This window comes from Pseudoalteromonas sp. MMG012 (genome assembly GCF_018100875.1).
Taxonomy (GTDB): Bacteria; Pseudomonadota; Gammaproteobacteria; order Enterobacterales; family Alteromonadaceae; genus Pseudoalteromonas; species Pseudoalteromonas aurantia.
Window position 1 is genome coordinate 144,759 of sequence record NZ_JAGJEF010000001.1, and the last position, 12,432, is coordinate 157,190.

Here is a 12,432-nt window from a genome sequence, read left to right on the forward strand (position 1 = left end):
AGAGATGGAACATTATATTAGTTTATTCGTTAAAGCGGTTTTCATTGAAAACTTAGCATTATCTTTCTTCTTAGGTATGTGTACATTCTTAGCAGTATCTAAGAAAGTAACCACTTCACTTGGTTTAGGTGTTGCTGTTGTATTTGTATTGGGTGTTGCTGTTCCAGTAAACCAATTAGTATATAGCGCAGTATTAGCACCAGGTGCATTAGAATGGCTTGGTTTTCCTGAAGCAGATTTAAGCTTCTTGAAGTTTTTGACGTTCATCGGCGTAATTGCAGCACTTGTACAGATCCTAGAAATGGCTTTGGATAAGTTTTTCCCTGCGCTTTACAATGCTCTGGGCATATTCTTACCTTTGATCACTGTAAACTGTGCAATTTTCGGTGCGGTAGCCTTTATGGTTGAACGTAACTTAAATTTCACTGAATCAGTGGTGTTTGGTATTGGTTCAGGTGTAGGTTGGGCGTTAGCAATCGTATTGCTTGCTGGTATTCGTGAGAAAATGAAGTATTCAGATGTACCAGATGGTCTACGTGGTTTAGGTATTACCTTTATTACTGTAGGTTTGATGGGTCTTGGCTTCATGTCATTCTCTGGTATTTCACTGTAAGGTAGCGAGGAAAAATCATGCTTGAGGTATATTTAGGCGTAGGAATGTTCATTGCTATCGTTGTACTACTTGTTTTAGTCATAATTGCGGCTAAATCTAAGCTAGTAGCGAGCGGTGATATATTAATTAATATTAATGGTGATCCTGAAAAGGGCATCAAAACATCAGCTGGTACTAAACTACTTGGCGCGCTTTCAGACGCGGGTATTTTCGTATCATCTGCATGTGGTGGCGGTGGTTCATGTGGCCAGTGTCGCGTACATATTCATAACGGCGGTGGCGATATCCTACCTACCGAACTTGACCATATTTCAAAAGGTGAAGCGCGAGAAGGGTGTCGTTTAGCATGTCAAGTGAATGTGAAGACAGACATGGATATTGAGTTAGAAGAGTCAATTTTTGGTGTTAAGAAATGGGAATGTGAAGTTATCTCTAATGATAATAAAGCAACTTTCATTAAGGAGCTTAAATTAGGTATCCCTGATGGCGAGTCTGTACCGTTTCGTGCTGGAGGTTATATCCAAATTGAAGCCCCAGCTCATCATGTTAAATATGCTGACTTTGATGTACCTGATGAGTATCGTGGCGATTGGGAACGTTTTGGCTTCTTTAACCTTGAGTCTAAGGTTGATGATGAAACAATTCGTGCATACTCAATGGCTAACTACCCTGAAGAAGAGGGTATCATCATGCTTAATGTACGTATTGCTTCTCCGCCGCCAAATAACCTAACACTGCCTTGTGGTAAGATGTCATCTTACATTTGGTCATTAAAAGCGGGTGATAAGGTAACTATTTCAGGTCCATTCGGTGAGTTTTTTGCAAAAGACACGGATGCTGAAATGGTATTTGTTGGTGGTGGTGCTGGTATGGCGCCAATGCGTTCACACATTTTTGACCAACTTAAACGTCTTAACTCTAAGCGTAAGATGTCTTTCTGGTATGGCGCTCGTTCTAAACGTGAAATGTTCTACGTAGAAGATTTTGATGGCTTAGCAGCTGATAATGAAAACTTCGTATGGCACACCGCATTGTCTGATCCACAACCGGAAGATAACTGGGAAGGTTACACAGGTTTCATTCACAATGTATTGTTTGAAAACTATTTACGTGATCATGAAGCGCCTGAAGATTGTGAATACTATATGTGTGGTCCTCCAATGATGAACGCAGCAGTTATCAACTTGTTGAAAGATTTGGGTGTAGAAGAAGAAAACATCTTACTAGATGACTTCGGTGGCTAATTAGCACACTTAATTCTATCAGCATATGTTGAAATATATGTTAGCCCTCAAGTCACGGACTTGAGGGCTTTTTGTTTATTAGGGAGCTGTAATTTAATGAAAAGTATAAGTGGGATATTTGTATTATCGTTGGGATTATTTTTAGCTGGTTGTGATAATTCAGCAAGTCGCTCAGTCGAACCGCTTACGTTGCACGGGAATACTATGGGTACAACGTATAATATAAAAGTGTTTACTAGTGGAAAAGAAATTGAAGCGGGGGCTTTACAGCAGCAAGTAGACGACACGCTCATTGCTGTAAATGCATCGATGTCTCCTTGGGTTGAAAACTCTGAAATTAATCAGTTTAATGGCTTGGAAGCCAATAAATTTATGGCGATCAGTGATGATTTTAGAGCGGTTGTAGCTGAATCTATTCGGTTAGGTCAATCCACAAAAACACTCGATATCACCATGGGACCGCTCATTGACTTATGGGGATTTGGTCCTGATAAGCGACCTACAAAAAAACCAAGTCAGGAACAACTCGATGAGATGCGTACACGTATTGGTGTTGAAAAACTCGTGCTTAATGAGCAAGGCCTTACCAAAACAATACATGGTTTAGAGTTGTCGTTTTCGGCAACGGCGAAAGGGTATGGTATTGATAAAGTCGCGATGTTATTAGAGCAGCAAGGCTTGAGCAATTATATGGTGGAAATTGGTGGGGAGCTGAGAATTTCAGGCACTAAAGCGGATAACCAGCCTTGGCGTATTGCCATTGAGCAACCTGATGCGCCGATGGGACAGCGACAAATTCATAAAATTATTGAACCTGGGAATAATGGTCTTGCAACCTCTGGAGATTATCGGATTTTTTATGAAATGGATGGTGAGACATTTACACATTTAATTGATCCAGCGACAGGGATGCCAGTGAAGCATGAATTGGTATCTGTAACCGTGCTGCATCCTTCAGCAATGACCGCTGATGGATTGGCAACCGCACTCACTGTAATGGGAGCAGAACGAGCTAAGGCTTACGCAGAAAAACATAACTTGGCTGTATATTTGATAAGCAAAAGTGATACTGGATTAGTTACTTATGCCAGTGAACAGTTTAAACCTTATTTGTGAGTAAGGAGTAACCGCGTTATAATGAGGGGTGTTTTATACCGTCGTCAGCTCAATAGTTGAGTTGTTTTTTTGCATTTTAAGAGGCCTGTGCAATGTCGCTGTTTTTACTTACATTTGGTTTACTGATTTTAATTGTTACGGCAATGGCAATCGGTGTGATTGTTCAGAAGAAATCTATGGCAAGTAGTTGTGGTGGCCTTGGTTCTGTTGGTATTGATAAAGCATGTGACTGCGATGATCCATGTGATCGACGCAAAAAGCGCTTAGCTAAAGAGCAAATTTGGAAAGAAAACCAAATTTTATAATATGCTAATAAAATGACGTTAGTAGCAGGTTGTTGCTAATTTTAATGCGAGCTATAGGCTCGCATTTTTGTATCTGAATTTTGGGAGGAGGGGTTATGCAGAGCACATGGTATTTTTTGCGTCATGGTGAAATCGTCGAGCAAGGTATATTATGTGGCCGTTCTGATATAAATCTCAGTCCTCTCGGTTGGCAGCAACTAGAAGATGTAATGAAAGGTATTACCGCAGTAACGCAAATCTTCAGCTCCCCACTAGTTAGATGCAGTAAGTTTGCGACAAAAATTAGCGAACAAAGGCAATTATCTGTTGAGATAGTTGATGATTTGCAAGAAATGGACTTTGGCCTGTGGGATGGCAAGCCTTTTGAGTGGTTATGGTGCAATACTGATAAACCGAGCATCGGTGATTTTTGGGCTGATCCTTGGTCACATACGCCACAAGATGCAGAGTCTATGACGAATTTTCATTTACGAGTTCAAACTTGGTGGCAATCACAGCTAGCGATCCCAAACGATGAGTGTAGCTTGGTAATAACCCACGCAGGTGTTATTAAACAGTTGTTGGCTATGATTCTGCAGTTTCCTAGTAATAGCGTGAAACAGCTTAGTATTTTTGATGTTGGGTATGCTAGCGTAATAAAAGTGCAGGTGTACTATGATGAACAAGGTGTCGCTTGGCCTAAAGTTGTATTTTAGACGTCTAGACAGCATAATACGGTTGTTTGTTGGTATTTCTTGGGAATGAACTGCAAATGTTCAACTGTCCCCGCAACTGTAAAGTACTGTGAGTACGAAAGTCAGATACCAAGACCAACAACTTTCTCATGAGCGGGCGTACTCTGAGTTGTTCAATATGCTTCATAATACCCATATTTCAAATGATATGATGGGTTGTCTTTTATATTGCTCACCTTGATATAACGCGTACACTGCTGATTTATTCAATCGCTTGTTAAAGCTTAACTGATGCTAAAGGGGCACTGTGGAAGACGCTAAAAAGTGCCAAACGAAAGTTATTGAAGTACGTGATCTTGCGCTGAAAATTGATGATAATCAGATACTCAGTGATATTAACTTCTCGATTGATACAGGCAAGTTTGTTGGCTTAATTGGCCCTAATGGAGCTGGAAAATCTTCGTTGTTACGAAGCCTATATCGATATACAACCCCAACGACGGGAGAAATTGTCTTTTTAGGCAAGCCTTTATGCCATTACTCAAGACAAGACTACGCAAGGCAAGTCGCAGTGGTGTTACAAGAGATCCCAGACCAATTTAATTTGAGTGTTTTTGATGTAGTGGCAATGGGGGTATTACCTCACAAGTCATTATTTAGTGCTGTGAGTTTACAAGATAAATTAGCTGTAGCCAGTGCTATCGATAAAGTAGGTCTCAGTGATAAAACTCGCCAGCCATTTTCTTATCTTTCCGGTGGTGAAAAGCAACGGGTATTAATTGCGCGAGCGATAGTACAGCAGCCTGTGTTTTTGATTATGGATGAGCCAACGAGCCACCTTGATGTGAAGTATCAAATTCAAATAATGGAGCTTGCTAAATCACTCAACATCACAGTACTCGCTTCTTTTCATGACTTAAATCTTGCTGGTGCATTGTGCGATGAAATACTCGTTTTAAAGGAAGGTGCTTTAGTTGCACATGGAAAACCACTTGACGTGTTCAATGCACAATTGTTGGCGGATGTTTATGGCGTATGTGCATCGGTAAGTTCTGTTTCATGCCCTTATGAAGGCATCGAGCAAGTCCCACATATTCGGTATCATTACGGATATGCATTATGAAGCGTATCGTTACAATATGTGTACTGTTCTTTGGTTGTGTATTCAGTTTTTTTATGGCGTTGAAGTTGGGAGCAATTGATATTACGGGGGAGCATGTCTTTAATGCACTGTGGCAATATCAAGCAAATGACTTCTCACAAAAAATTGTGGTTGAGCTACGTTTGCCACGCGTTATTCTCGCATTTATTGCAGGTAGTGGCTTAGCATTGGCTGGACTCATTTTACAGACGGTGACTCGTAACCCTTTGGCTGATCCTTATCTTTTTGGTATTTCATCTGGCGCATCTTTTGGGGTTGTATTACTGTTCGCACTGACAGGCATTCAAGCTGGTCTTGCGCTTTCAGGGGCAGCGTTTGCCGGTAGCTTGTTGGCCATGACGCTCTTGTTGTTGATTGCAAAAGGGCGAGGCTCTGCTCAAGTAGAGGCGATGTTATTGGCTGGGGTTGCGTTGTCCTTCCTATTCAGTGCGTTTACAAGTTTATTATTGTATTGGAGCGATCCTCAGGCGATCAGCGCTATTTTATTTTGGAACTTAGGCAGTTTTAGCAGAGCCGATTGGCAGTGGCTATGGTTACCCTCTTTTGTGGTCTGTGCTTGCATGTTGGTGATGCTGCTGTTACGCCGTTCAATCAATGCCCTTTTACTGGGTGATGAAAGTGCTACGACTCTAGGTGTGAGCGTTGAAAAGCTACGTTTAGGTATGTTGCTGTTGAGTTCGTTGTTAACGGCTGTGTTAGTCGCAATGTGTGGTGGCGTCGGGTTTGTAGGATTGATGATCCCACATATTGTACGTTTTTTTGTGTCTCAAGCGACAACTTTAGGGCTGTTCGCAACAGCGTTGAGTGGTGGGTTGTTAATGATTTGGGTTGACGTTATTGCACGGGTCGCATTAGAAAATCAAGAGTTACCGATTGGCGTGATCACTTCAGCAATTGGCAGTGTCTTTTTCTTAGGTCTGCTGATGTTTCGAAAGCGGTCAGCCTAGTTGGGTTGTGAAATACATAATGAGAATAAACATATGGTAAAGCCATTAGATAATAAATTTTCAGCACAAATAAAACAAAAGATTGATTTAAAAACCAAACCACTCGGCGCATTAGGGCAGTTAGAGTGTGTTGCTTTTCAGTTGGTGAGTATTTTTTCTCAACACACATCAGATTCTGAGTTTTTATCAAAAAAATGGGTTGTTATAGCACCCCAGTTAATCGTATTTGCAGGGGATCATGGTATTGCCTCACAAGGCGTATCGATAGCACCGAGTGAGGTGACGGGGCAAATGGTGGCTAATTTTGCAGCCGGTGGCGCGGCGATTAACGTTTTGTGCCGCCAATTTGGTTGGCAATTAAGTGTTGTAGATTGTGGTATTTTGAATGTACCAGAAGCTGATTTAGGGGTGATTTCTCAACGATTGGGCAATATAACTCAAGCATTCCATGAATATGAAGCAATGAGTGAAGCACAGCTTGAGCAAGGTCTTAACCTTGGCGCGCGAATACTGACATTACAAAGTCAAAAAGGTGCAAATGTATATGCATTTGGAGAGATGGGAATTGGCAATACTAGCTCAGCGGCTGCTATTTTTTCCGCGCTTTCGGGATTGTCTCCAGAAGAAACGGTAGGAAAAGGAACTGGAGTGAGCGGCGAAGTTGTTATTAAAAAGCAACAGCTACTGGCACAGGCGCTGGTGCTTCATGAATCGAAGCTCACCAATGCGCGTAACATTTTACGTTGTTTAGGTGGCTTTGAAATCTGTCAAATGGTGGGCGCTATGCAGCAGGCAGCACGGTTGCAAGCTGTCATTGTGGTCGATGGGTTTATTGCCACTGCTGCGGCCATGATTGTGATTGCGCTATCACCTAATGCTCAGCAATATATGATTTTTGCACATTGCTCAGGTGAGCAAGCTCATGCAAAAATGCTGGAGTATTTAAATGTAAAACCGTTACTCAATTTAGGTCTGCGTTTAGGTGAAGGTAGCGGCGCCGCCCTCACTTTACCTATTATGCAAAGTGCTCTGGCTTTATATAATGACATGGCCAGTTTTGAAGATGCGCAAGTTACTCAGGTTGTACAAGGTGAATAGGCAAGGATTGTTATTAGCGGTGAGTTTTTTAACGCGAATACCGGTAAACATTGAGATGCCGATTGCTGATAATGCGTTGAACGAAGCGAGTCGCTATTTTGCCATTGTGGGTGGTGCTATTGGTGCGGCATTGACGTTATTGTATTGTGGGTTACAGTTTTTATTTCCTGATTCAATGGCGATTATCATCGTGCTTGCGAGCGGGTTAATATTAACAGGGGCCTTCCATGAGGATGGCTTTGCGGATGTATGGGATGGTTTTGGTGGTGGTTGGTCTGTCTCACAAAAACTGACCATTATGAAAGATAGTCGCTTAGGTACCTACGGTGCAACATCGCTGGTGTTACTGTTATTAGCTAAATATGAACTACTTATGTTGTTGGCCGATCATTGGCTATGGGTTAGCGCAGCACTGATTTGTGCTCATACGTTAAGCAGAGCAATGGCGACCAGTATTATTGGCAGGTTAGCTTATGTACAAGAAGATGCACAAAGTAAGGTTAAACCGGTTGCAAAAGCTTTATCTCGGCAAAGCCTAAAGGTTTTATATTGTAGCGCTGGTAGCCTTTTATTGTTGATGTGGTTAACTCAGTTGTTTTCTTTTATCGAGTGCTTGTTGTTGATCTGTGTGTTATGGCTTACTCGTTTTCTGTGTATTACCTGGTTTAAAAGTCAATTAAGAGGCTATACCGGAGATTGTCTCGGTGCAGCACAGCAAATCGCTGAATTGGTTATTTACGGTTTTTGCGTTCAGGTATGGTTATGAATGAAAAAATAGTATTGATGTTAGGCGGAGCTCGTTCAGGAAAGAGCCGTTTGGCCGAGCGCCAAGCAGAGCAATGGCTGCATAGTAATTTGGTATCCCAGTTAGTGTATGTTGCCACGGCACAAGTAAAAGATGAAGAAATGGCGCAACGGGTTAAACACCACCGCGTTTCAAGGTCTGAGGATTGGTCAGTGGTTGAAGAACCATGGTCATTACCTGAAGTTATAACGGATGCAGATAAGAACACCTGTATTTTAGTAGATTGCTTAACACTTTGGTTAACGTATGGTTTATGCGAACAGGGGGTAGACGCTTTTTTGCAACAAAAATCCGCGCTTTTAACTGCGCTGGAGAAAAGCCAAGCGCGCATTATTTTAGTGAGCAACGAGGTAGGACATGGCATTGTTCCCTTAGGTGAGCTGAGTCGTGTATTTGTCGATCAGTCTGGGTGGTTACACCAAGATATTGCACAGTTAGCGGATAGAGTTGAATTTATTATGGCCGGCTGTGCCTTACGCATTAAATAGAGATAAAACGATTGAAAACTTTGATGGTGCAAGGCACCACATCCGATGCTGGTAAAAGTACCCTTGTCGCGGGGTTATGTCGTGTTTTTGCTAGGAAACATCGTAAAGTCGCACCTTTTAAGCCGCAGAATATGGCACTAAATAGTGCAGTGACGCCATGCGGTGGGGAAATCGGTCGAGCACAAGCTCTACAAGCTGTTGCAGCGAAAGTTCCGCTTGATACGGATTTTAATCCAATCTTACTGAAGCCCAACAGCGATACTGGCGCACAAGTGATTATTCACGGCAAAGCCATTAGTAATATGGAAGCCACGAAATATCATGATTACAAAAAAGTGGCTATGCAGGCTGTTTTACAATCGCATACTCGCTTAATGACCTCATTCGATATGATTATGGTGGAAGGCGCAGGGAGCCCCGCAGAAATCAATTTACGAGAAAATGATATTGCAAATATGGGGTTTGCTACTGAGGTTCATTGCCCAGTTATTATTATCGCAGATATCGATAAAGGGGGCGTATTTGCACATTTGGTAGGCACGCTAATGTTACTCAGTGAGCAAGAGCAAGCCCTCGTAAAAGGGTTTGTGATCAATCGCTTTCGCGGAGATCTCAGCTTGTTGCAATCTGGCCTTGATTGGTTAGAAGCGCGCACAGGAAAACCAGTGTTAGGGGTATTGCCGTATTTACATGCATTAAATTTAGATGCCGAAGATGCGGTTGCTATGGATAATGTCGTCGAAGATAAACAGCTCACTATTGCTGTATTATTATTCCCTCATATTAGTAATCACACTGACTTTGACGCGCTGCGTCTACACCCCAATGTGGATTTGCGCTATATACGTCATACTCAACAGATTGGTAATGTTGATCTGATCATTCTTCCAGGTAGCAAGAACGTGATCAGTGATTTGGCTTTTTTACAGTCAGAAACTTGGTCACAGGAGATTAAGCGCCATTTACGCTATGGTGGTAAAGTGCTCGGGGTGTGCGGCGGGTTGCAAATGTTGGGTGAGTCCATCAGTGATCCGTTAGGGATAGAGTCAACAGTAACAGAAATTAAGGGGTTAGGATTAGCACAGTTCAAAACGGTATTAACCGCGGATAAAGTGTTGACTCAAGTCAGCGGAAAATGTCATCTAGATGACGAAAAGGTGAGTATTTCGGGTTATGAAATCCATTGTGGGTACAGTACTGGCCCTGCGATGTGTCAACCTTTTTTATCTTTTACAGATCATCCCAATGGTTACGAGCATGATGGTTTTATTTCTGATGATAATCTGATGGCGGGTACTTACTTACATGGCTTGTTCGATAGTGCCTGCGCTGCCCAATCAATATTAGGCTGGGCGAGCAATGGCCAATTACAAAATACAATGTTTGATCTCAATACGCATCGCGAGGCACAACTAGAGCGCCTTGCTGATGTATGTGAACAATATTTAGATATACCAAAAATCACCGCCATAACATATGGTCAATAGAGGGCTTTATGAGTACAAATAAGCAAGAGAATACACAACAGTCGCAACAAGAAAGGCATGATAAGCACCAGAAACGTCAGCAGAAAGTAAAAGAAAGTGTTGATGCAAAAGTGGCGGCTGCACAAACAGAGCAAGGTATATTTCAAGTGATTACTGGCAATGGTAAAGGCAAGTCGACTTCTGGGTTTGGTACGGTAGCCCGTTGTGTTGGCCATGGTATGAATGCGGCAGTAGCACAATTTATTAAAGGTATGTGGGAGTGTGGAGAGCGCAACTTACTGGAAAAAGCGGGGGTGCCATTTTCGGTGATGAAAACAGGGTTTACTTGGGAAACGCAAAACCGTGTGACCGACACGAAAGCAGCACAAGACACCTGGATTCAAGCGAAAGCTTGGTTAGCTGATGACAGTATAGATCTGGTCTTACTTGACGAATTGACTTATATGGTGACCTACGAATATATTGATTTAGATGAGGTCATTACTGCAATTGAAAATCGTCCTAAAATGCAGTCAGTGATAATCACAGGCAGAGCGGCACATCGGCGTTTAACAGATCTTGCTGATACGGTCAGTGAAGTTCGCAACGTAAAGCATGCCTTTGAAGCAGGCATAAAAGCGCAAAAAGGGTTTGATTTTTAATGCAACGTTACAGCTCGTTACTTTTGATGTTATTACTCATCAGCCTTAATAGCCAAGCTGCTGAGGCAAAGCGTATCGTCGCTTTAGCGCCTCATATTGTTGAAAACTTATTCACGGTAGGCGCGGGTGATTTAATCGTGGGGACTGTTGATTACGCAGACTTTCCTGCGCAAGCAAACCAGATCCCTCGAATTGGTGGTTATAATGGTATTCAACTCGAAAAGTTATTAGCGCTTAAACCTGACTTAGTCATCGCTTGGCAAACAGGCAGTAAAAAAATTGATTTAGAGAAAGTAGAAAAGTTAGGCATTAAAGTGGTGTATAGCGAAGCCAAAGACATCAATAAGGTCGCAGACGAACTGCGTTTATTTGGTCAGTTGACGGGAAACGTTCAGCAGGCAGAGGGGGCGGCAGGTGCTTTTACAGCGCAATTTAATGCGATAAAAGGGCGTTACGCAGACACACCTTCTCTTAAAGTGTTTTATCAACTTTGGCCTGAGCCTATGATGACGGTGAATAAAAACACTTGGATCCACCAATTGTTGATGGTGTGCGGTGTAGAGAATGCATTTGCAAATAATGCCACTGATTACCCACAAATCAGTATCGAGAATGTGATAAAAGTAAGCCCTCAAGTGATCATTGTTCCTGATGAAAAAACCAAGAAGCAGGTTGAAATGGTGGATTGGCATAAGTGGCCGGAGCTCCCCGCAGTAAAGTATGACCAATTTATAACGGTGAATGCCGACTTATTACACCGTTATAGCACGCGTGTGCTTGATGGGGTGACAGATATGTGTGATAAAATTTTGGCATCAAAGGCTTTTTATCAAGCACAGGTGAAATAAGGTGATCAGCTTTGGTTGTACACTTTATAAAAGAAGGGGGTATTAATGAATTGCTGGCAAGCGTTACTGGCACATGAACAGGCGCAACCTTATTTGCAAGAGACGTTGGACTATGTGGCTCAGCGTCGTGCGGAAGGTGTGATTGTTTATCCGCAGGAGCAGCATGTTTTTGAGGCGTTAAATGCCACCGCACTAGAGCAAGTCAAAGTCGTTATTCTTGGGCAAGACCCTTACCATGGACCGGATCAAGCACATGGCTTATGCTTCTCAGTTCTACCAGGTATAAAGCCGCCACCTTCATTGGCGAATATGTATAAAGAACTCGCGCAAGATATTAATGGCTTTACGATTCCCCAACACGGTTACTTATTACCTTGGGCAGAGCAGGGGGTATTGTTACTCAATACCGTATTAACCGTTGAGCAAGGTGCTGCGCATTCTCACAAAAAGCTAGGGTGGGAGCGCTTCACCGATGCAGTTATCGCACACCTTGATGAACACACCCAAGGTACAATTTTCTTATTATGGGGTGCGCATGCCCAGAAAAAGGGCAAAAAAATTGATACTGACCGTCATCATATACTGCATGCGCCGCATCCATCCCCTTTGTCTGCACATCGAGGCTTTTTCGGGTGTAGCCACTTTTCTAAAACGAATCAATTGTTGATAAAGATGGGTAAAAAAGTGATTGATTGGCAAGTATGAAGAAGCTAGATAGGCTGATTTTTTAGGTTTTTAGTATTTAAAAAGGCTCCATCGGAGCCTTTTTTATGGACTTAGACCAAATCTAAGTCGTCTAAGTCTAGGTTGTCTGCAAAGTAGTCTAATTCCTGTAGTTCTTTGCGAAGACGCTGTTTGTCTTTCAGCGCTTCGATTTCACGCCACTTTCGTTTTTTACTTTTTTGAGAGGCACGTTTTTTTGTTTCAGGACCTTCTAGTAGTTCAATCATATCGTCTAGGCTATCCATGAATATCTCCTAATTGATTATTAACCTCAATAACGC

15 protein-coding genes and 1 riboswitch are annotated in these 12,432 nt (G+C 42.3%); of the genes, 14 read left to right on the plus strand and 1 reads right to left on the minus strand.

What is annotated here, in order from left to right:
* Positions 1-4 precede the first annotated feature (4 nt).
* The 14 genes from nqrE to ung all read left to right on the plus strand — a co-directional run bounded on the left by nqrE (position 5) and on the right by ung (position 12,133).
* Positions 5-613, plus strand: a complete 609-nt coding sequence (nqrE, locus tag J8L97_RS00675; RefSeq protein ID WP_192508762.1) for an NADH:ubiquinone reductase (Na(+)-transporting) subunit E — start codon at positions 5-7, stop codon at positions 611-613.
* 17 nt (positions 614-630) lie between these two features.
* Complete coding sequence (gene nqrF, locus J8L97_RS00680) at positions 631-1,857, plus strand: NADH:ubiquinone reductase (Na(+)-transporting) subunit F (RefSeq protein WP_192508761.1); 1,227 nt, start codon at positions 631-633, stop codon at positions 1,855-1,857.
* A gap of 96 nt (positions 1,858-1,953) precedes the next feature.
* Positions 1,954-2,973 (plus strand): FAD:protein FMN transferase, encoded by a 1,020-nt coding sequence (locus J8L97_RS00685; RefSeq protein ID WP_211047515.1) that lies wholly within the window; start codon positions 1,954-1,956, stop codon positions 2,971-2,973.
* A 92-nt stretch (positions 2,974-3,065) separates the two neighbouring features.
* On the plus strand, positions 3,066-3,278 hold the full coding sequence (gene nqrM, locus J8L97_RS00690; RefSeq protein WP_192508759.1) for a (Na+)-NQR maturation NqrM: 213 nt from the start codon (positions 3,066-3,068) through the stop codon (positions 3,276-3,278).
* Between the two features lie 95 nt (positions 3,279-3,373).
* Positions 3,374-3,973, plus strand: a complete 600-nt coding sequence (locus J8L97_RS00695; RefSeq protein ID WP_211047516.1) for a histidine phosphatase family protein — start codon at positions 3,374-3,376, stop codon at positions 3,971-3,973.
* A gap of 5 nt (positions 3,974-3,978) precedes the next feature.
* Positions 3,979-4,111, plus strand: a riboswitch (cobalamin riboswitch).
* Positions 4,112-4,259: 148 nt separating this feature from the next.
* On the plus strand, positions 4,260-5,075 hold the full coding sequence (locus J8L97_RS00700) for an ABC transporter ATP-binding protein (protein WP_211047517.1): 816 nt from the start codon (positions 4,260-4,262) through the stop codon (positions 5,073-5,075).
* The gene (locus tag J8L97_RS00705; protein ID WP_211047518.1) at positions 5,072-6,061 is read left to right on the plus strand and encodes an iron ABC transporter permease; all 990 of its coding nucleotides are present in this window, start codon (positions 5,072-5,074) and stop codon (positions 6,059-6,061) included. Before J8L97_RS00700 ends, J8L97_RS00705 begins: the two co-directional genes overlap by 4 nt.
* Before the next feature lie 33 nt (positions 6,062-6,094).
* On the plus strand, positions 6,095-7,159 hold the full coding sequence (gene cobT, locus J8L97_RS00710; RefSeq protein ID WP_211047519.1) for a nicotinate-nucleotide--dimethylbenzimidazole phosphoribosyltransferase: 1,065 nt from the start codon (positions 6,095-6,097) through the stop codon (positions 7,157-7,159).
* Positions 7,152-7,925: an adenosylcobinamide-GDP ribazoletransferase gene (locus J8L97_RS00715; RefSeq protein WP_312037103.1), complete on the plus strand. Its 774-nt coding sequence runs from the start codon at positions 7,152-7,154 to the stop codon at positions 7,923-7,925. Before cobT ends, J8L97_RS00715 begins: the two co-directional genes overlap by 8 nt.
* Positions 7,922-8,452, plus strand: coding sequence for a bifunctional adenosylcobinamide kinase/adenosylcobinamide-phosphate guanylyltransferase (gene cobU / locus J8L97_RS00720; protein WP_210995658.1), 531 nt, complete (start codon positions 7,922-7,924; stop codon positions 8,450-8,452). Before J8L97_RS00715 ends, cobU begins: the two co-directional genes overlap by 4 nt.
* 11 nt (positions 8,453-8,463) lie before the next feature.
* A complete protein-coding gene (locus J8L97_RS00725) occupies positions 8,464-9,939 on the plus strand; it encodes a cobyric acid synthase (RefSeq protein ID WP_211047521.1) in 1,476 nt (491 codons plus the stop codon).
* 8 nt (positions 9,940-9,947) lie between these two features.
* Entirely contained in the window at positions 9,948-10,580 is a 633-nt protein-coding gene (gene cobO, locus J8L97_RS00730) for a cob(I)yrinic acid a,c-diamide adenosyltransferase (RefSeq protein WP_210995656.1), read from the plus strand.
* The gene (locus tag J8L97_RS00735; protein ID WP_211047522.1) at positions 10,580-11,428 is read left to right on the plus strand and encodes a cobalamin-binding protein; all 849 of its coding nucleotides are present in this window, start codon (positions 10,580-10,582) and stop codon (positions 11,426-11,428) included. Before cobO ends, J8L97_RS00735 begins: the two co-directional genes overlap by 1 nt.
* A 45-nt stretch (positions 11,429-11,473) precedes the next feature.
* Entirely contained in the window at positions 11,474-12,133 is a 660-nt protein-coding gene (gene ung, locus J8L97_RS00740; RefSeq protein ID WP_211047523.1) for a uracil-DNA glycosylase, read from the plus strand.
* Between the two features lie 71 nt (positions 12,134-12,204).
* Here ung and J8L97_RS00745 read toward each other — a convergent pair whose 3' ends face one another.
* Positions 12,205-12,396, minus strand: a complete 192-nt coding sequence (locus tag J8L97_RS00745; RefSeq protein WP_210995653.1) for a DUF3545 family protein — start codon at positions 12,394-12,396, stop codon at positions 12,205-12,207.
* Positions 12,397-12,432 lie beyond the last annotated feature (36 nt).

Coding starts and splice junctions, on each gene's coding strand:
- nqrE (WP_192508762.1), top strand. CDS start 5: ATGGAACATTATATTAGTTTATTCGTTAAAGCGGTTTTCATTGAAAAC.
- nqrF (WP_192508761.1), top strand. CDS start 631: ATGCTTGAGGTATATTTAGGCGTAGGAATGTTCATTGCTATCGTTGTA.
- J8L97_RS00685 (WP_211047515.1), top strand. CDS start 1,954: ATGAAAAGTATAAGTGGGATATTTGTATTATCGTTGGGATTATTTTTA.
- nqrM (WP_192508759.1), top strand. CDS start 3,066: ATGTCGCTGTTTTTACTTACATTTGGTTTACTGATTTTAATTGTTACG.
- J8L97_RS00695 (WP_211047516.1), top strand. CDS start 3,374: ATGCAGAGCACATGGTATTTTTTGCGTCATGGTGAAATCGTCGAGCAA.
- J8L97_RS00705 (WP_211047518.1), top strand. CDS start 5,072: ATGAAGCGTATCGTTACAATATGTGTACTGTTCTTTGGTTGTGTATTC.
- cobT (WP_211047519.1), top strand. CDS start 6,095: ATGGTAAAGCCATTAGATAATAAATTTTCAGCACAAATAAAACAAAAG.
- cobU (WP_210995658.1), top strand. CDS start 7,922: ATGAATGAAAAAATAGTATTGATGTTAGGCGGAGCTCGTTCAGGAAAG.
- cobO (WP_210995656.1), top strand. CDS start 9,948: ATGAGTACAAATAAGCAAGAGAATACACAACAGTCGCAACAAGAAAGG.
- J8L97_RS00735 (WP_211047522.1), top strand. CDS start 10,580: ATGCAACGTTACAGCTCGTTACTTTTGATGTTATTACTCATCAGCCTT.
- ung (WP_211047523.1), top strand. CDS start 11,474: ATGAATTGCTGGCAAGCGTTACTGGCACATGAACAGGCGCAACCTTAT.
- J8L97_RS00745 (WP_210995653.1), bottom strand. CDS start 12,396: ATGGATAGCCTAGACGATATGATTGAACTACTAGAAGGTCCTGAAACA.